Origin of the sequence: Paenibacillus sp. FSL R7-0333, assembly GCF_038000365.1 — a bacterium.
GTDB classification, from domain to species: domain Bacteria; phylum Bacillota; class Bacilli; order Paenibacillales; family Paenibacillaceae; genus Paenibacillus_AQ; species Paenibacillus_AQ silagei.
This window is the reverse complement of record NZ_JBBOBZ010000001.1, coordinates 5,843,610-5,860,572: the sequence shown is the minus strand read 5'-3', so window position 1 is coordinate 5,860,572 and position 16,963 is coordinate 5,843,610. Positions and strand designations below refer to the sequence as shown.

The following is a 16,963-nucleotide window of genomic DNA, read 5'->3' as shown; positions in this document are numbered from 1 at the left end:
TCCCCATCTTACGTAGAAAGAAGGAAAAAGAATGCGCAAACGCCTGACATGGGTAGCTCTGTTGCTGACTTCGCTGGTGCTGCTGCTCGCTGCCTGTAGCGGAGGGGGGAATTCTGACACTTCACAGAACAATCTGAATACCGGGGCCGCTACAGATGACGGCAGCGGGATCAAGCCTGTCACCTTCAGCTTCTATGGCAACTACGACTGGCTCACGACATCACCATGGGGGGAGAATGAGGCGACGAAGTGGATTCAGGAGAACCGCAAGGTTACGGTTGAACCGATCCAATCCGGAGGAGCGGCCGGAGAAAAGCTCAACACGATGATCGTCGGCGGCGATTTGCCGGATGTTATTTTTACGGACCGGGGGTCCTCAGTGGAGAGGCTGGTGCAGGCGGGGCAGCTCGTTGCACTGGATGATTACTATGAGAAATATCCGAACTTCAAGAAATATGTGAAGGAATCGACCCTGAATCTGCTCCGTTCCGACGACGGGAAAATCTATCAAATCCCGAACTGGTATACCTCCGGGCAATTCGGCAACGGCGGATGGATGGTGAATAAGGATATCTATAACGCACTCGGCAGGCCGGCGCTGGAGACCTTTGATGACTTGTATCAATATTTGCTCCTGGTGCAAGACAAGTATCCGGATGTAGTCCCTCTGGAGGTTGGGGAGAAGGGCGCAGGTCTGGAGATAATGTATGGCGGCTTCAAGGAGAACTCCACCAGCAAGTTCGTTACACTCATGGGATATCCGGATGGCGACAAGCTGTCATCGATCCTGGATGATCCCGCTTACGAGGAGATGGTGCTGTACATCAATAAGCTGTACCGTGAACGGCTGATTACGCAGGATGCGCTGCAGCAAACCCAGGATGCGGTCAAGGAAAAGGTCAATACCGGCCGGGTAGCAGTCATGGTCGAATCCAATATCACTACGTATGGAGCCGAGGGACACCGGGCATTGACAGCAAGCAATCCGGACAGCGGTTATGAAATTATCTGGCCTGTCCACAAAGCAGGAATAGACAAGACCAAAGTATTTGTAAGCGGCTTTGAGACGCTGGGCTGGAACGTCAGTGTTATTACCAAACAAGCCAAGGACCCGGAGGCTATCTTCGCTTACTTTGACTGGATTACGGGTCCGGAGGGACAGAAGGTGCTGTTCTTCGGCCCTAAGGGCTTGTACTGGGATGAAGAGGATGCGGATGGAGCGCCGATTCCGAACGAGAAATACAAGACGACGCCTGCTAACGAGCGCACGGATACGATGAGGAAATTCGAGGACTTTAACTGGGCCGGGAATACGACCTTCATTGATACGGCCAAAATGAGCCTCGAGGCGCTGCTCTCCGCGAATCAGAAATCATGGGAGACCGTGGCCCAGTCCACAGTGACCTGGAAAACCGCGCTGGACATTACACAATTCGTAAATACCGATCCGCTTCCCGATACGGAGACCGGTATCATAGCCCAGAATGTCGCGGATATCTATACCCTTGCTTACGCCCAGATGGTTCAGGCCAAGTCGGATGAAGAGGTGCTTGCGGCACTGGATACCGCCAGAAAGAACACCGCAAAAGCCGGGCTGGATAAGCTGCTAGAGTTCAGAACCGAAAAATGGCAGGAGAATGTAAAGAAAATGAACCTGACGAAATAACTGCCGTACGGGCAACTGGCCAAATAAAACTATGATGTGGAGGCGATATTATGGCATTTACATTGAGATCGAGGTTCATGGCAGTGTTAGGCATTGTGTTGGTTTCTTCGGTAGCGGGGGGTTCCCTTCCCCTTCCGGCACAGGCCGAGGAGCAGAGCAATCCCCCATTTGAGACGGAAGTGATTGTACGGACTGTTAACCAGTTCAAGAACTTGGCGGATGTGCAGAATTTCATCGCGCTGTCCACAAGCTACGGGGTCGATGTCATCAGCATGAATGTGAAGCAGGATGAAGATGATGAGGTTCCGTCCGGCAGTGTATTTTATCAGAGTGATATCGCTCCTATTGCCCAGGGCTACCAGAATTTCGATGCCCTGCAGGCTGTCATTACGGCAGCTCATGCCGCAGGAATCAAGGTTCATGCCTGGATTCCCCAGTTCCATGACCAGCAGGCCTTCCTCGCTCATGATGAATGGCAGATGCAGTCGTTGGTGAACGGGGTTCAGAATCCGTTTACGGGCTCTAACGGTAACGAATATTTCGTCAATCCGATTCACCATGAAGTGCAGCAGTATGAGCGTTCCATCATTCAGGAAGTGATCGAGAATTATGATGTGGACGGTGTTGTACTGGACTGGATCCGCTTCGACAATTACAACATGGATGTCAGTGATTATACGGTTGCCAAGTATCAGGCGCAGTTCGGGTATTCGCCGCTCAGCATTGACTTCGATACGGATTCACCGCAGCGTCAGCAGTGGAATGAATGGAGAACCGAACAAATCGGACAGTATGTAGGCGATATCCGTGAGGATATTTCCGAATCCGCGAATCCGGATGTGCAGCTTGGTGTATATATTCTGCCGCCGGAATTTACCGAGGTTGGACAGAATGTAGCCAAGTTCAAGGATGAGATCGACTTTGTCGCACCGATGGCGTACTTCGATGACTGGGAATTCAACAGTGATTGGGTATACAGCACCTCCTACGGTATCCTGAAGGATACCAGTGACGCGATTAGCGGCAGTGATGTTGACATCGTAGCTACCCTGGATAATGACTGGACCGATGATCAATATCAGGAGGTCTACAAGGGAATCCGCGAGAATTATCCGGATGTGAAGCGCCTGTCGTTCTTTGCCTATGGGGCCTGGCCGGAAGAGGAGCTGGCGAATATCCATGAACGTGAGACCTGGCCGACGCCAGGCTGGACGGCTCCGGTAGAGCAAGATTATCCGGCCCAGCTGCCTGCAGTATGGAAGGCGCGGAATATCGGTTCCATGCCGGGGAACGCCACCTATAATGCTTCCAATAAGCAATTTACACTCAGCAGCAGCTCTACGGATGTTTGGGGCAATGGGGATCAGCTGAATTATATCTATCAGCCCGTGAGCGGCAATGCGGAGATTGTGGTTAAGGTGCAGTCCACCAGCTGGCTGGACGGCTGGGCCAAGGCCGGCATTATGATCCGGGAGTCCCTGAGCCATAATTCCAAGCACGCGGATATGATGCTTACCCCATCGAATGGGGCCACCTTCCAGTATCGTTCAGAAACTGCGGGAACTATGGCCGATCATACGGCAACTGCCTCCGCTCCGAAATGGCTGAAGCTGACGAGAACCGGCAATACGTTCAAAGGGTCGATATCGGCAAATGGGAGCAGCTGGCAGACAGTCGGAACGGTTCAGATCCCAATGAAAAGCAAGGTGTATATCGGGATTGCCCTTAGCAATCCCGGGAATGACTCGCGGAACAAGGCTGTGTTTGGAAATGTGAAGGTTACGGATTAAGCCTAATAGCCGGGAGATAGAGTTGGCTTGCTATGAAGGCTAAAGGGGGCGTGAGTATGACTATGACTATGCCGTTACGAGAACGGCAGTATTACTTTCGGGACTACTACGATCAGGGTGAGGAGCTGGTGCTGGAAGGGCAGCAGCTGAGAATCGGGCTGACTTCAAAATTTTCCTTGATCCAGAAGTGGGAGTGGCCGCTTGCCGCCGAAGGCCCGATTGTGATCCTTGAGCCGCCTGGAGAAAATGAGGAAACACCCGAACCTGGCAATATCAAGCTGGAGCTGGAATACGAGGGATCGCTTAAGGCGGATGGCTATCTGCTGGATATCCGTAAGGACGGCACAGTTACCATAGCTGCCTCCAATAAGAGGGGACTACGGTATGGAATGGATGCTCTGCACCGGCTGCTGAGCGTAGATGAAGGCAAGTGCCGGTTGCCTGTGGCGACTATTCATGATGAGCCCTCTTTTCCAGTCCGCGGCATTATTGAAGGCTTCTATGGCACGCCGTGGAGCTGGGAGGACCGGATGGATGCGGTGCGCTATCTGGCAGCTCACCGGATGAATACCTTCATGCATGCTCCCAAGGATGATCCCTATCACCGCGAGCTATGGCGTGAGCCTTATCCTGAGAATCTGTTCGAGCAGATTCGTGAGCTGAAGCAGGAATGTGATACGCAGCTGGTGGACTTCTATTATTGCATTAGTCCGGGGAACGATCTGCAGTTTCGCAGTGAAGATGATTTTGCCAGTCTGGAGGCGAAGCTGAGCGCGATGATCGCTATTGGTGTCCGGCATTTCGCCCTGCTGATGGACGACATCGACTACGCCTTGTCCGGGGAGAACCTTCATTACCTGGAACGGTCGGGAGTGGCGCATGCCTATGTGGCTAACCGTGTCTATGACTATCTAAGCCTTCAATTGCAGAAGGTTACTCTGGTAATGTGCCCTTCTGAGTATTGGTCCTCCTGGGATACCGAATATAAGAGGGATATCCGCGAGAAGCTGCATACGGACATCAAGGTATTCTGGACCGGCTCTGCCGTCTTTGCCCGGCAGGTCGGGAGCAGACAGGCACAGGAGAATTACAGCCATTACGGACATGAGCTGTGGCTGTGGGACAACATCCCCGTCAATGATGCCGACTATGACCGGTTGTTTCTGGACCCGGTTCGCGGGCGTTATTCCCGGCTTGGCCAGACCGGACATCAGGCCGTGGTAGCGAATCCAATGGTGCAGTGGGAATGCTCCAAGATTACATTGAACACCATGGCCCACTATATGTGGAACAGTGAGCGTTATATGCCGGAGCTGTCCTGGGAGCTGTCGGTCCGCGAATTTGCCGGAGAGCTGGCAGACGACATGATGTTCTTCTGCCGCCAGAATCTCAATAGCCAGCTCTATAGCGGTGGATATAAGGAACTGAAAGAGGCTGTGCACAGCAGAGATATACGCTGGCTTGACGCGTATTTCGACCGTCTGGAGAGCATGTCCTGCAGGCTGCTTGAAATGGAGAATTCCAAGTTCCAGACGGAAGCAGAACCCTGGCTGCAAAGAGCCCTGGCGGATGTAGAGCTGTGGAGGGCCTTGCGGCGGAAGGTAATAACCGGGGGAACTGAACCCGGAGCCGATGAAGAACTGCGTAAGCGGGCCGAAGCCTGCCGGGCCTTTGAGGTCCGGCTGGGGAGTGATCCCGCTTGGATGGCAGCCGAGGCCTGGGGACTTGCTGCCAGGGAAGGCAAGAAGGGATACCGGCTGATTTTGGAGGATGAGGTGGTAATCTAAGCGCCTGTTGATCCTGATTAATGGATAGTACCGTACCAAAATTAAACGTAATGCTGGAAATATTGCCGCCATACTCCAATGACAATACGTGTAAGCCTTCCTTTCCCCTTCGGGGTGAGGGGAGGTTTTTTGTTTGCCAAAATCACGGAAGAGTGAGTTAGATCACCTTTTGATTTTGAGTACCTGATAAATTTGAGCTAATAAGGTAATCGAGGAGGATCTGTTATGACCAGATATGAACAACAAAGAAATTTTCTGAAATCCAATTTTCATGAATTCAAACGGATTAAAACAGACAAGATTAAGGGTATTGCACAGCCGCCGGTTGTGAAGGCGTTTGATCCGGATTCGCTTATTATTGATTTGCCCAAGGTCAGCAGGGATACTGTAGGTAAAGACAGCATTTTTGAATGTATAGAGCAGAGAAGAAGTACACGCTTCTATTCTGCGGACACGTTAAGTCTGGAGGAGCTGTCCTATTTATTGTGGGCCACCCAGGGGATTACTGGAATGAACAAGAACGGGCTTACGCTGAGGACTGTACCCTGCAGCGGGGCGACACACACTTTTGAGACTTACCTGATGATTATGCGGGTAGAGGGCATTTGGCAGGGGATCTACAGATACCTTCCTGTGGAGCATAAGCTCTTGTTTATGTTTGAATTGGATGAGCTGGAGCAGAAGATTGATGCCATTACGCTGGATCAGCCGTTTGTCCCTAACTTTGCACGCAAGGCTTCTGTGCTGTTCGCCTGGAGTACCACACCGTACCGCTCGGAGTGGAAGTATGATATTTCAGCCCACAAAAAAATCCTCATCGACGTTGGACATGTCTGCCAGAACCTGTACTTAGCCAGTGAATCGATCGGAGCAGGCGCCTGCGCTATCGGGATCTATGACCAGAAGCTGATTGATGAGATTTTGGCGCTGGACGGGGATGAAGAGTTTGTGATCTATCTTGGCGCAGTGGGGAAGAAGCGGGAATAGGTAAGGTAAGCCGGGCAAATGATCTACAGCTGCCGTGCTTCAGAGTGACACGTTTAAAAGCTTCCGTTGCCCCTCCGGGCGAGGGGAGGTTTTTGGACCATTCTCCCCGCCCTTATCTATTCTCAATAATATATTGGAGATAGTCTGCTGCACTCTGGTTGATTTCTTCATCACTCGCCTGGAAGGAGGCGCCGAAGACGGCGAAATAGGGTAGTGCGGTTGCGCCTACATGTACTGCACTGGCTTTGAAAGGTGCGATCACTTCATCTACTGTAAAAGAAACGGACCCTGCCGGCAGGTAGTTTTCCTTTTTATCACCGATGGTCATAGCTATGCCCAGCTTTTTCCCGTTCAGCTTGTTCCCGTTTGAACCATACGCCCAGCCGTGTGTGAAGACGTCATCCAGCCATTTTTTTAATAAAGGCGGGTAGCTGTACCAGTATAAGGGGAATTGGAAAATAATCAGGTCGTGCGCCTCCAGTAAATGCTGCTCCCGCTGAACATCAATGCTCCAGTCGGGGTACTCCTTATAAATCTCATGAACGGTAATTTCCTCTGTATGCTGCAGCAGCTCTTGTTGCCATCTCCGGTTCACTCTGGAAGTTTCAATATGGGGATGGGCTAGAATCACAAGGGTTTTCATGATTAATCACCTTTCCGCGGATAATTGTTTTGGTTCAGCTGCTTATATTATTTTGGAAGCCTGCAGAAATGTAAATACACACAATGAAGTAACCAGGTTACCTCCAGGTGTGCATTGGCCTTCTGCGGGATCTGTGGCATGATAGAAATCATGAGATGCGATAAGCTAAAGTTAATTCAGTGTGAATGAGGTGGCAGGTATGAAGCAATATCGTTTAGGCATAGAAGCAACGCTTGAAATTCTCGGCGGCAAATGGAAATCGTTGATCATATGTAATTTAATGTCGGGCGAGAAAAGGACAAGCGAATTGCAGCGCAATATCCCAGGTATCTCACAAAAGGTCCTGATCCAGCAGCTTCGCGAACTTGAGAAGGACGGAATGATCGGCAGACAGGTCTATCAACAGATGCCGCCCAAAGTGGAATATTATATAACGGAATATGGAATTACAGCCAATGAAATCATCGATGTCATGTGTTCATGGGGCAGGGCCAATATCAGAATGAGACAGCAGCAGGGTGAGGCTATAGTGCTTTTAGAGAATACTGCGCCGGAATCAGCGTCTTACGAATAGCTAGGGTGATCCATCTCCATATTTTTGACGGCTCCAATGGAGTTCCATGTGATTGACAATGGTTTGATATCAAACTATAATCCCTGTATGGAAACTAGAGACGTTATTTCACTGATCTCCAGGATCAGAGAGAAGGTTAACCGGTTCATTATCCAAGAGATGGTGAAGCAGGGAGTAGACGGGATCGGCACTTCGCATGGGGATATTATCTATGCGCTGCTTCATAAACACAGACTGACTATGGCAGAGCTCTCCACCAAAATTCATAAGGACAAATCTACAGTTACGGCACTTGTGGATAAGCTGGTGCGGCTTGGGCTGGTCATGAAGGAGAGGGACAAAGAGGATACCAGGTATGTTTTTGTTGCTTTGACAGATAAGGGAAGGGAACTGGAGACGGTTTTTGAGGCTATATCCGCACAAATGCTGGAGCAGTTCTACCGCAATGTCTCCGAACAGGAGAAAGAAGCGCTGCTTAGTATTTTAAAGAAAATTAATAACAACTTCTAAAAAATTCAACCAATAGTTTGATATCAAACTAATTGGAAGGAGGAATCATCATGAGGGATTACACGAAAGAATTGCCGCCGCATATAGAGAAAACCATCGGTGAGCACGATTTATTTCTGGAGATATTCGAGGGGAGGGAACTCCCTCAGGTTACTGGTCCTAGGCCTCCTCTGCTATTCGTACACGGTGCATATACCGGAAGCTGGATGTGGAGCAAGTACCTTCCCCATTTCATCCGTGATGGCTGGACGTGTTATGTGATGAATCTGAGAAGTCATTACCGGAGCAGGGTGCTGGATATGACACAGATTACCTTTGAAGATTATCTGGAGGATATCCATGAGATAGTGCAGTTGATTCAGACTGAATGCGGAGCTGCTCCTGTCCTGATCGGGTTCAGTATGGGCGGGATCCTCAGCCAGAAGGTGGCGGAGACAGCCGGGCTGGCCGGGCTTGTGCTGATGGATTCAAGTCTATGCAGGGAGGTTCATGAGGAGGTGCCGTATACAGATATCGTCAGAACGGTACCAGGTAATGTAGTGCCCGCTCCGGTCCGCGAAGAGGAGACCAGCCTGGATGAGACGGCAGAAGACATAGCGTTTCAGCGCAAATACCTGACGATGGAGTCCGCCAAGGCGTTTCGAACCTTTTCTTATCATTTCGGAGCAGCAGGGGTATCTGTAGACAGCGGGTCCATTACTTGCCCTTGTCTGGCGATCCATGCGGTTAACAGTGATGAGGATGAGCGCCGGGGCAGGGCCAATGCAGCGTATTTCCGCGCAGCCTACGCAGGTCTTTGGGGCACCACCCATACCGGCCTGCTCGTAGGACAGCGCTATCTGGAAGCGGCACAGACGATCCTGCGGTGGTTGGCGAGATAATGAATCTATATAGATTGAACTAAAAATTTATTGTTAAAGGAAAAGTGGCGGAGGGGAATTTTGGAACTGGAGGAGCGGTAGCGTCCGCCTTTGTATGCGGATTTCAACCGTTAATAACGGGATAAAATCAAGAAATCTGCAGACAACAGCGGCTGGAAGTCCAAAACTTCTCTGGAGTCACAGCTAATCCTAAAACCTAAAAATCATTAGTTCAATATATACAGTGCAACAAATAAAAGGCCGCTAGAACCGGGATGCTCCCGTTCCTTAGCGGCCTTAACCTGATAGGTGAAGGGTGTTCTATATATACATCTAACTGGAAATTAGTGAAATTTGACAGTCTTGATGCGCGATTCCTGCTCGTAAGTTAGCGGGCTTGGTGTTGGCGGTGTGTGCAGATGGCGGTGTGCGCTGTATTCCATTCTCCGGTAATCCTCTTCTCCGGAAGCCATCCCCGGCTGCCACATCCCGGTTACCCAATTCTTCAGTTCCTTAATTCCTGCCAGCATTGCATTCATCCTCCTTGGCGATGAAATACGGTAATGAACCTCTGGGACATCTCATTTGGTTACGCTTTCATTATAACATACATAATCCATAAAGCAATGGAATGTCCGCCTGTTAAAGACAAATAAATAAGGAATAATGTTGCCATAACTGGTTTTGTATTTGTATAAGAGAACAATGTCCTTGTGAGATGGACTGCGTGCGGGCAACAAAAAAGCGGCAGCCGGGAGGGCGGTCGCTTCGGGGCAAGATGTTATGCAGAAGCAGCTAAACGTTTCATTTCAGCTTCCTGATCTATAGAACGCCGGGCCAGGATATCCAGTGTTGCGTCATGTCCGCGCAGGCTCCGGTCGATCCGCTCCAGTGAATCCCGGCCAGCAACGACTTCAGTATTCACTTCGGACACCGCCTGTTGAATAAGCGGGATTAGCTTCGTATCTTCCTTGATGCTTTCGATATCATCCTTGATGATAACCAACTCGCCAACAATTTCAGACTTGAATGTAGCGAATTCTGACTGAAGATTTTTAACATCGGACTTGATTCCTGCAATTTCAGATTTCATTCCGTTAATTTCGGACTTTACGCCTTGCAGCTCGGCAAGAATCTGCTGGAGAATTACATCGCTCATAGGGCACAGCTCCTTAGATAGGGTTGGAATAGGACTGCTGCTTGAAGGGGGGATACCTGCGGAATAGGTACAGGTCATTATAGCATATTTGCGTCATTATTGGGTGCTGCTGTAAAAAGAATTCCATGAACATATTGGACATTAGAAAACTGATACTTAAATTTATAAATATACAAAATAGGACAATGGGTGTACTATGTATGTGAATAAATTCGCATGAAGTGTAACCGATAAGAGATGGGGGAATCAAGATCCATGAAGACAAGAAACTGGAAACACCTTATGAAGCTAGTCGTGCTGACTGCTGCTGTCAGTGTAGTAGCTGCCGGATGCGGTAGCGCAAATCAGGCAGGAAATGCCAAAGATACTAATACAGGAGCTGCTACAGCTGTACCTGCTGAGGCTGTTACGATATCGCTGGGACTGCTGCCATCCATCGATGCAATTCCTTTTATTATTGCCCATGAGCAGGGATTTGATCAGAAGCATCATGTGAACCTGGATATCCAGACCTTCAAGAGCGCGAAGGATCGTGATGTGGCTTTTCAGGCGGGTAAGGTAGATGGCCTCAGTGCGGATCTGGTGGCGATCTCGATCTATAATGAAGCAGGACTCGATGTCAAAATCACCAGCACGACCACAGGTGAATTCGACCTGCTGACCGGAAATGATGCAGTGAAAGAGGTAAAGGATCTGAAGGGGAAGACCGTCATCCTGTCCAAGAATACCTCAACCCAGTATACCGTTGCCATGATGCTGAAGCAGGCAGGCCTGACGGAAGCCGATATTACTGTAACGGAAGTGCCGCAGATTCCAACGCGTCTGGAGCTGCTTAAGAATCATAAGGCGGATGCGGCTGTTTTGCCGGAGCCTTTTGTCACCATGGGCCGTACTGCCGGTCTGCGTGTTCTCAGCTCCACCCATAGTGCGGGGATCAATCCGTTTGTGCTGGCTTTTCCGCAGAGTGCCATTGATGCCAAGGGTCAGGGAATCCGCGATATGTACGCCGCTTATGATGAGGCTGTCGATTATATGAAGACGCATGACCAATCGGAATATATCGACCTGATTATTAAGGAAGTGGGCTATCCCGATACGCTGAAGAATGAGATTAAGGTGCCGGAGTATCTGCCTGCGAACCAGGTGGATGTGAAGGAAGTGGAGGCTGCTTTTGCCTGGGCCCGTGAAAAAGGACTGTTGACCAAAACGCTATCGGCTGAAGATGTGATCTCCGATGTCCAGTTTAAAAAATAGCGGTCTCCGCATTAATCAGCTCCATGTAGCTTATCAGAACGGGCAGCTGGCCCTGGGGGAAATGAACCTGACCCTGCCGGAGCACGGGATTTATACGGTGATCGGTCCCTCGGGCAGCGGCAAATCCACGCTGCTGCGGGCGATTGCCGGACTGCTGCCTGGTTACGAGGGGGAACTGCTTTTCAATGACAGATCTGTCCATGAGAAGGAGACGCTGATCGGGCTCGTGCCGCAGAATTATGGTCTGCTGCCCTGGAAGACGGTCCGTGACAACATTCGGATTGCGATGCGGATCGCCCGTCCGGGCGGGGCAGGCCACAATCGGCGGGAGCAGGACCGGCAAATTATGCACTGGCTTGAATCCATGGGAATCGCCCAGCTCGCCGGCCGGTTTCCGCTCTCACTGAGCGGCGGTCAGCAGCAGCGGGTGGCCATTGCCCGCGCCTTTGCCATACTGCCGACGCTTCTGCTGCTGGATGAGCCGTTCTCGGCGCTGGATGCCATTACGCGGGAAGGGCTGCAGCAGATTTTTATCGACAACTGGCAGGCGCATCCGGCGACCACGCTGTTCGTGACCCACGATGTGGAGGAGGCGATTCTCTTGGGACAGAAGATTATCATAATGCTGCCGGGCCAGCAGGAGCCGCCGGAGATTCTCGATAACGCTGCTGTATTTGCCATGAAGCATTCCCAGAAGCGGGAGAGCGATGAATACTTCGAGCAGACGAAGAGAATCCGAAAGGTAATGATGGAGAAATGGTAAAACGACGGCATTTTATTCACCTGCTGCGCCTGCTGCTTGTTTTTGCCGGAATGAATGCGCTCTGGTATGTCGCTTATCTGCTCATGAATCACGCGATTCTTCCCAGCCCAGGCGCGGTCTATAAGGCAATGTTTCAGCTTGGGGCCCATGATGTGGCGCTGAATGTCAGCTACAGTCTGATGCGCATCACTGAAGGTGTGCTGCTGGCTCTGCTGCTCGGTCTGCTGGCCGGTCTGCTGATGGGCCGCTCTCCCTTCTGGAACCGGGTACTGGACCCGGTCGTCTATCTGACCTATCCGATCCCCAAAATTGCGCTGTTGCCGGTGGTCATGCTCTTCTTCGGACTCGGAGAAACCTCCAAGGTGCTGATGATTATGCTGATCCTGCTGTTTCAGGTCATTATCTCGGTACGTGATGGTGTGAAGGCCATCCCCGAGAGTACTTATGATGTGCTGACGAGTATTGGTGCCAGCACGATGCAGAAATTCTGGAATGTGACGCTTCCCGGCGCCTTGTCGGTGATCCTCAGTACGATTCGTATTTCGCTGGGCACAGCGATTTCAGTACTCTTTTTCACCGAAATCTACGGTACGGAGCATGGTATGGGCTTCTTTATCATGGATGCCTGGCTGCGGCTGGACTACCCTGAGATGTATGCCGGAATTATGCTGTTCAGTCTGGTGGGGTTCGTGCTGTTCCTGCTGGTGGATGTGCTGGATTATAGATTCATGAAGTGGCGGAGATAGCTGTTTAAGCAGGATGCGATACACCTGAGTTCCACATAGTTAAAAAAGAAATCGCCCTTTTGGTAAGATGGATAATTCATAATCCATCCCAAAGGGAGATTTCTTTTTATTTTATGGACTATATAAGACGCACTAAAGAATTAACAAAAAGCCAAAAGAAGCGGAGGGGAAATTTGGAACTGTAGGAGCGGAAGCGACCGCCTTTGTTTTTGGATTTCTACCGCGAAGAGCGGTTACAATCAGGAAATCCAAAGACAACAGCGGCCGGAAGTCCAAATGTTCACCGCAGCGACGACCAAGCTTTGAGTTCTAATCTTAAGAGCATCTTATAGCTTTTCTTTCAAATAGAGATTATTTGCCGAGTTGCTTGTCGACTTCCTTGACAGGATTCTCGCCGACATTCTCTTCGGTCTTGACACTGCTCATGAACCAGCCTGTAGCTGCAATGATGATCAGAACTACATAGAAGGTCAGTTTCCACCAGGTGCTGTGTGCGAAGTCTTCAGACAATACACCCAGAGCAGGGTGGGCCAGAGTGATGACTGCGAGCTTAACCCCTACCCAGCCGACGATGAAGAAGGCAGCAACCTCAAGACCCGGACGGGTGTGAAGCAGCTTAACGAAGAAGGAAGCAGCGAATCGCATAATAACGAGACCAATGAACCCGCCCGCGAAGATTACAAGGAACTGTCCGCCGTCGAGGCCGCCGATGTTGCGGATACCACTTGCCGGAAGAGCAACGGCCAGGGCTACGGCTGCGAGGATGGAGTCTACAGCAAAGGCAATATCTGCTACCTCGACCTTAAGTACGGTGAACCAGAAGCTGGCTTTCTTCTTATTTACAGCTCCAGGGCTTCCGCTTTCAGCGGCGTCTTCCGTGACCGGCTTAGCGAATAACACTTTTCGGAAGATGTGATTCCCCGCGATAAATAACAGATATAGCGCACCGATGGCTTGTACCTGCCAGATGTCTACCAGATAGGAGATGACGAACAGCGATCCGAACCGGAACACAAACGCTCCAGCCAATCCGTAGAACAATGCCTTCTTACGTTCCTCATCAGGAAGATGCTTAACCATAATTGCGAGTACAAGTGCGTTGTCTGCGGCAAGCAGCCCTTCCAGTGCTACGAGAACGAGCAATACCCATCCGTACTCTAATAATAATCCCCAATCCATTGCTGTTTCCTCCTCAAGTGGGTTTAGCTGCTTTTTTGAGAAACTAACGGTGATACCATTAGTTTAACCAAAAATATATATAAAAAAGACCTTTACCAAACAGATTAGCCTTTGGAATAAAGGTAACCTGGTTGGTAAAGGTCTCGCTAACAATAATCTATTGCCGATAAAACCGGAGAATATCCTCATATTCTCGTATTGACGATTTTATCTAACAGCTACTCCCCTTTACGGGATTATATGAAATTTTAGGTGATTCGTTTCTGGCTAAAAGTATCATATCCGAGTTAAGAGGTGTTGTCAATGTTTTTGTGAGAACAACTATCAATAGAAATGACAGGCCTGAAAACGGAAACATGATAAGTATGAGTTATGTAAGTTGACATGTCATATGGCGAAACTGCAAACAAAAGGAAATAAAGAGCAAAATGAACGTTGGACTAATTGACGATCCCCGGTAATGAAAATATGATGAGACTAATTAAAGCGGCCAAGTGAATTTAATGTTATATAAAATAACATCAACCAAAACAAAGGCTATTTGAACCATAAAACTTAAGTTAATGCTTCCGAAGCGAGTTTTGTACGCAGAATGCGCAGAGAAGCCTAGCTTACAAAACTTTTAGGAGGTGGGAAATGATGCAGCCGTCATGTCTATCAAGTGAAGCGGAAGAGGAGATTAGCCGCCACCCTTGCTACAGCGAGGAGGCCCACCGGTTCTATGCCCGGATGCACATCCCGGTTGCTCCCGCCTGTAACATCCAGTGCAATTACTGTAACCGCAAGTTCGACTGTGTGAATGAGAGCAGGCCGGGCGTGGTCAGTGAGGTGCTTACTCCGGAGCAGGCGGAACGCAAGGTGCGGGGAGTTGCCGCCGGGCTGATGCAGCTCTCGGTAGTGGGTGTAGCCGGGCCTGGAGATCCGCTCGCGAACCCGGAGCAGACCTTCGACACCTTCGCCCGGGTCAGGAAGCATGTGCCTGATGTCTCCCTCTGTCTCAGCACTAACGGACTCACGCTGTACCGGCATGTGGATGAGATTATGGAGCTGGGCATCCGCCATGTCACGATCACCATCAACGCCATTGACCCTGAGGTCGGCCAGGCGATTTATCCCTGGGTGTTCGATGAAGGCGTACGGTACGAAGGCAGAGAGGCAGCCGAACTGCTGATCCGCCGTCAATTACTGGGACTTGAGATGCTGGCGAAGCTGGGGATTCTGGTCAAAGTGAATTCCATTATGATTCCGGGGGTTAACGATCATCATCTGACTGCAGTGTCAGCGCGGGTAAAAGAGCTCGGGGCCACGCTGCACAATGTAACACCGCTTATTATCGCGCCGGGCAGCCAGTATGAAGCGGATGGCCGTAAGGCGCCCCGTCCAAAGGAATTGCTTAATTTGCAGGAGCAGCTGGGCCGCGGGGGAATGAAGGTGATGCGTCACTGCCGGCAATGCCGGGCCGATGCGATCGGGCTGCTGGGCCAGGACCGTAATCCCGATTTCCCGCTGGAAGCGATGGAAGCCGAGCCGGTCATTAATGAAGCCGCCCGGGCGATGTTGCAGCGTGAGCTGGACACCAAGATCCGCGAGCGCATCTTGGCCAAACAGGCCAGACGTATTCAGGCCGGAGGGCCGAAGACACGGGTCGCGGTTGCCACCAGAGGCGGCGACAAAGTGAATCAGCATTTCGGTCATGCCACTGAGTTCCTGGTCTACGACACCGACGGAACCGATGTACAGCTCCTGGGTGTCCGCAAGATCCAAGCCTATTGCCATGGCAAGGCCGATTGTAACGGTGACAAAGCAGCTACGCTGCAAGAAATTATAACGATTCTAAGTGACTGCCGCATTCTTCTCTGCTCCGGCATCGGCGAGGCCCCAAGGGCCAGCCTGAACGCAATCGGTGTCCTGCCTCTTGTCCGCAAAGGCGGCATTCAGGAAGCCATTCTCGAAAGCGTGAAGTACAGCTCTTATTTTGAAAAACTAAACATTTCGAAGGGATGATGAACAATGAGACAAATAGCTTTCTACGGTAAAGGCGGTATCGGTAAATCGACAACTTCACAAAACACCCTGGCTCAGCTGGCCACCAAATTCAAACAAAGAGTCATGATCGTAGGCTGCGACCCGAAGGCAGATTCCACCCGTCTGATTCTGAATACCAAAGCCCAGAACTCCGTGCTGGAGCTGGCGGCTGAGCTTGGCTCCGTAGAGGACCTGGAACTTGAGGATGTGCTGCAGACAGGCTTCGGCGATATTATCAACGTAGAGTGCGGCGGACCGGAACCGGGTGTAGGCTGCGCAGGACGCGGGATTATCACTGCGATCAACTTCCTGGAGCAGGAGGGCGCCTATCAGGATCTGGATTTCGTCTCCTATGACGTACTGGGTGACGTAGTATGCGGCGGATTCGCCATGCCGATCCGTGAGGGCAAGGCCCAGGAGATCTATATCGTCTGCTCCGGCGAGATGATGGCGATGTACGCAGCGAACAATATCGCCCGAGGTATCCTGAAATATGCCACTAGCGGCGGCGTAAGACTCGGCGGCCTGATCTGCAACAGCCGGAATACAGACCGTGAGGATGAGCTGATCATGGAGCTGGCCCGCCGCCTGAATACACAGATGATTCACTTTGTTCCCCGCGACAACATTGTTCAGCATGCTGAGCTGCGCAGAATGACCGTAGCCCAATATAATCCTGAGCACCAGCAGGCGAAAGAATATGAAATACTGGCCGAGAAAATCCTCAATAACAAAATGCTGACGATCCCTACCCCGATCTCGATGGAAGAGCTGGAAGAGCTGCTGATGGAATTCGGCATCATTGAAGATGAAGAAGCTGCGATCAAGAAGCTGCAGGCTTCCGGGCAATAAGGCTTACTAAAGAACTTAACAAAAAGCGTAAAGAAGCGGAGGGGAAATTTGGAACTGGAGGAGCGATAGCGTCCGCCTGAAAGCTTTCCGCAGGAAAGCTCGCTTCGGAAGCATATGCAGTCTCCGGATGTTATCCGCTAAGCGGAATAATAAAAAACATCTGGAGAC

At 50.6% G+C, this 16,963-nt stretch carries 16 protein-coding genes; 12 read left to right on the top strand and 4 right to left on the bottom strand.

Annotated features, from left to right (window positions below):
* Positions 1–31: 31 nt before the first annotated feature.
* The 4 genes from MKY86_RS24735 (at position 32) to MKY86_RS24720 (ending at position 6,230) form a co-directional block, all read left to right on the top strand.
* Complete coding sequence (locus MKY86_RS24735) at positions 32–1,666, top strand: extracellular solute-binding protein (protein ID WP_076083038.1); 1,635 nt, start codon at positions 32–34, stop codon at positions 1,664–1,666.
* A gap of 50 nt (positions 1,667–1,716) precedes the next feature.
* Positions 1,717–3,456, top strand: a complete 1,740-nt coding sequence (locus tag MKY86_RS24730; protein WP_083685591.1) for a family 10 glycosylhydrolase — start codon at positions 1,717–1,719, stop codon at positions 3,454–3,456.
* Between the two features lie 56 nt (positions 3,457–3,512).
* Positions 3,513–5,243, top strand: a complete 1,731-nt coding sequence (locus MKY86_RS24725; RefSeq protein WP_340827554.1) for a beta-N-acetylhexosaminidase family protein — start codon at positions 3,513–3,515, stop codon at positions 5,241–5,243.
* Between the two features lie 225 nt (positions 5,244–5,468).
* Positions 5,469–6,230 (top strand): SagB/ThcOx family dehydrogenase, encoded by a 762-nt coding sequence (locus MKY86_RS24720; RefSeq protein WP_076083047.1) that lies wholly within the window; start codon positions 5,469–5,471, stop codon positions 6,228–6,230.
* 112 nt (positions 6,231–6,342) lie between these two features.
* Here MKY86_RS24720 and MKY86_RS24715 read toward each other — a convergent pair whose 3' ends face one another.
* On the bottom strand, positions 6,343–6,873 hold the full coding sequence (locus MKY86_RS24715; protein ID WP_076083050.1) for an NAD(P)H-dependent oxidoreductase: 531 nt from the start codon (positions 6,871–6,873) through the stop codon (positions 6,343–6,345).
* 199 nt (positions 6,874–7,072) lie between these two features.
* Here MKY86_RS24715 and MKY86_RS24710 point away from each other — a divergent pair, with 199 nt between their 5' ends.
* The 3 genes from MKY86_RS24710 to MKY86_RS24700 all read left to right on the top strand — a co-directional run bounded on the left by MKY86_RS24710 (position 7,073) and on the right by MKY86_RS24700 (position 8,838).
* Entirely contained in the window at positions 7,073–7,447 is a 375-nt protein-coding gene (locus tag MKY86_RS24710) for a winged helix-turn-helix transcriptional regulator (RefSeq protein ID WP_076083053.1), read from the top strand.
* Positions 7,448–7,534: 87 nt separating this feature from the next.
* A complete protein-coding gene (locus tag MKY86_RS24705; RefSeq protein WP_076083167.1) occupies positions 7,535–7,957 on the top strand; it encodes a MarR family winged helix-turn-helix transcriptional regulator in 423 nt (140 codons plus the stop codon).
* Between the two features lie 50 nt (positions 7,958–8,007).
* Positions 8,008–8,838, top strand: a complete 831-nt coding sequence (locus tag MKY86_RS24700; RefSeq protein ID WP_076083056.1) for an alpha/beta hydrolase — start codon at positions 8,008–8,010, stop codon at positions 8,836–8,838.
* Positions 8,839–9,161: 323 nt separating this feature from the next.
* Here the strand turns inward: MKY86_RS24700 and MKY86_RS24695 are convergent, their stop codons facing one another.
* Both MKY86_RS24695 and MKY86_RS24690 read right to left on the bottom strand, forming a co-directional pair.
* Complete coding sequence (locus MKY86_RS24695) at positions 9,162–9,347, bottom strand: hypothetical protein (RefSeq protein WP_036723496.1); 186 nt, start codon at positions 9,345–9,347, stop codon at positions 9,162–9,164.
* Between the two features lie 251 nt (positions 9,348–9,598).
* Positions 9,599–9,976, bottom strand: coding sequence for a histidine kinase (locus MKY86_RS24690; protein ID WP_076083059.1), 378 nt, complete (start codon positions 9,974–9,976; stop codon positions 9,599–9,601).
* A 255-nt stretch (positions 9,977–10,231) separates the two neighbouring features.
* Between MKY86_RS24690 and MKY86_RS24685 the strand changes: the two genes are divergently transcribed.
* The 3 genes from MKY86_RS24685 to MKY86_RS24675 are packed head-to-tail and all read left to right on the top strand — an operon-like array spanning position 10,232 to position 12,739.
* Positions 10,232–11,230 (top strand): ABC transporter substrate-binding protein, encoded by a 999-nt coding sequence (locus tag MKY86_RS24685; RefSeq protein ID WP_076083062.1) that lies wholly within the window; start codon positions 10,232–10,234, stop codon positions 11,228–11,230.
* Positions 11,211–11,993 carry an ABC transporter ATP-binding protein gene (locus tag MKY86_RS24680; RefSeq protein WP_076083065.1) on the top strand — a complete coding sequence of 261 codons (783 nt, stop codon included), beginning with the start codon at positions 11,211–11,213 and terminating at the stop codon, positions 11,991–11,993. The genes MKY86_RS24685 and MKY86_RS24680 overlap by 20 nt, the downstream gene beginning before the upstream one ends.
* Positions 11,987–12,739 (top strand): ABC transporter permease, encoded by a 753-nt coding sequence (locus tag MKY86_RS24675; RefSeq protein WP_076083069.1) that lies wholly within the window; start codon positions 11,987–11,989, stop codon positions 12,737–12,739. Before MKY86_RS24680 ends, MKY86_RS24675 begins: the two co-directional genes overlap by 7 nt.
* A gap of 351 nt (positions 12,740–13,090) precedes the next feature.
* Here the strand turns inward: MKY86_RS24675 and MKY86_RS24670 are convergent, their stop codons facing one another.
* Positions 13,091–13,918, bottom strand: a complete 828-nt coding sequence (locus MKY86_RS24670) for a TerC family protein (protein ID WP_076083072.1) — start codon at positions 13,916–13,918, stop codon at positions 13,091–13,093.
* Positions 13,919–14,554: 636 nt separating this feature from the next.
* On the opposite strand from MKY86_RS24670, the gene nifB reads away from it, so the two are divergent.
* Together nifB and nifH are read left to right on the top strand one after the other, a co-directional pair.
* Positions 14,555–15,922 carry a nitrogenase cofactor biosynthesis protein NifB gene (gene nifB / locus MKY86_RS24665; protein WP_076083075.1) on the top strand — a complete coding sequence of 456 codons (1,368 nt, stop codon included), beginning with the start codon at positions 14,555–14,557 and terminating at the stop codon, positions 15,920–15,922.
* 6 nt (positions 15,923–15,928) lie between these two features.
* Complete coding sequence (nifH, locus tag MKY86_RS24660) at positions 15,929–16,795, top strand: nitrogenase iron protein (protein ID WP_076083080.1); 867 nt, start codon at positions 15,929–15,931, stop codon at positions 16,793–16,795.
* The last annotated feature ends 168 nt before the right edge of the window (positions 16,796–16,963 follow it).

Coding starts and splice junctions, on each gene's coding strand:
- MKY86_RS24735 (WP_076083038.1), top strand. CDS start 32: ATGCGCAAACGCCTGACATGGGTAGCTCTGTTGCTGACTTCGCTGGTG.
- MKY86_RS24730 (WP_083685591.1), top strand. CDS start 1,717: ATGGCATTTACATTGAGATCGAGGTTCATGGCAGTGTTAGGCATTGTG.
- MKY86_RS24725 (WP_340827554.1), top strand. CDS start 3,513: ATGACTATGACTATGCCGTTACGAGAACGGCAGTATTACTTTCGGGAC.
- MKY86_RS24720 (WP_076083047.1), top strand. CDS start 5,469: ATGACCAGATATGAACAACAAAGAAATTTTCTGAAATCCAATTTTCAT.
- MKY86_RS24715 (WP_076083050.1), bottom strand. CDS start 6,873: ATGAAAACCCTTGTGATTCTAGCCCATCCCCATATTGAAACTTCCAGA.
- MKY86_RS24710 (WP_076083053.1), top strand. CDS start 7,073: ATGAAGCAATATCGTTTAGGCATAGAAGCAACGCTTGAAATTCTCGGC.
- MKY86_RS24705 (WP_076083167.1), top strand. CDS start 7,535: ATGGAAACTAGAGACGTTATTTCACTGATCTCCAGGATCAGAGAGAAG.
- MKY86_RS24700 (WP_076083056.1), top strand. CDS start 8,008: ATGAGGGATTACACGAAAGAATTGCCGCCGCATATAGAGAAAACCATC.
- MKY86_RS24695 (WP_036723496.1), bottom strand. CDS start 9,347: ATGCTGGCAGGAATTAAGGAACTGAAGAATTGGGTAACCGGGATGTGG.
- MKY86_RS24690 (WP_076083059.1), bottom strand. CDS start 9,976: ATGAGCGATGTAATTCTCCAGCAGATTCTTGCCGAGCTGCAAGGCGTA.
- MKY86_RS24685 (WP_076083062.1), top strand. CDS start 10,232: ATGAAGACAAGAAACTGGAAACACCTTATGAAGCTAGTCGTGCTGACT.
- MKY86_RS24680 (WP_076083065.1), top strand. CDS start 11,211: ATGTCCAGTTTAAAAAATAGCGGTCTCCGCATTAATCAGCTCCATGTA.
- MKY86_RS24675 (WP_076083069.1), top strand. CDS start 11,987: ATGGTAAAACGACGGCATTTTATTCACCTGCTGCGCCTGCTGCTTGTT.
- MKY86_RS24670 (WP_076083072.1), bottom strand. CDS start 13,918: ATGGATTGGGGATTATTATTAGAGTACGGATGGGTATTGCTCGTTCTC.
- nifB (WP_076083075.1), top strand. CDS start 14,555: ATGATGCAGCCGTCATGTCTATCAAGTGAAGCGGAAGAGGAGATTAGC.
- nifH (WP_076083080.1), top strand. CDS start 15,929: ATGAGACAAATAGCTTTCTACGGTAAAGGCGGTATCGGTAAATCGACA.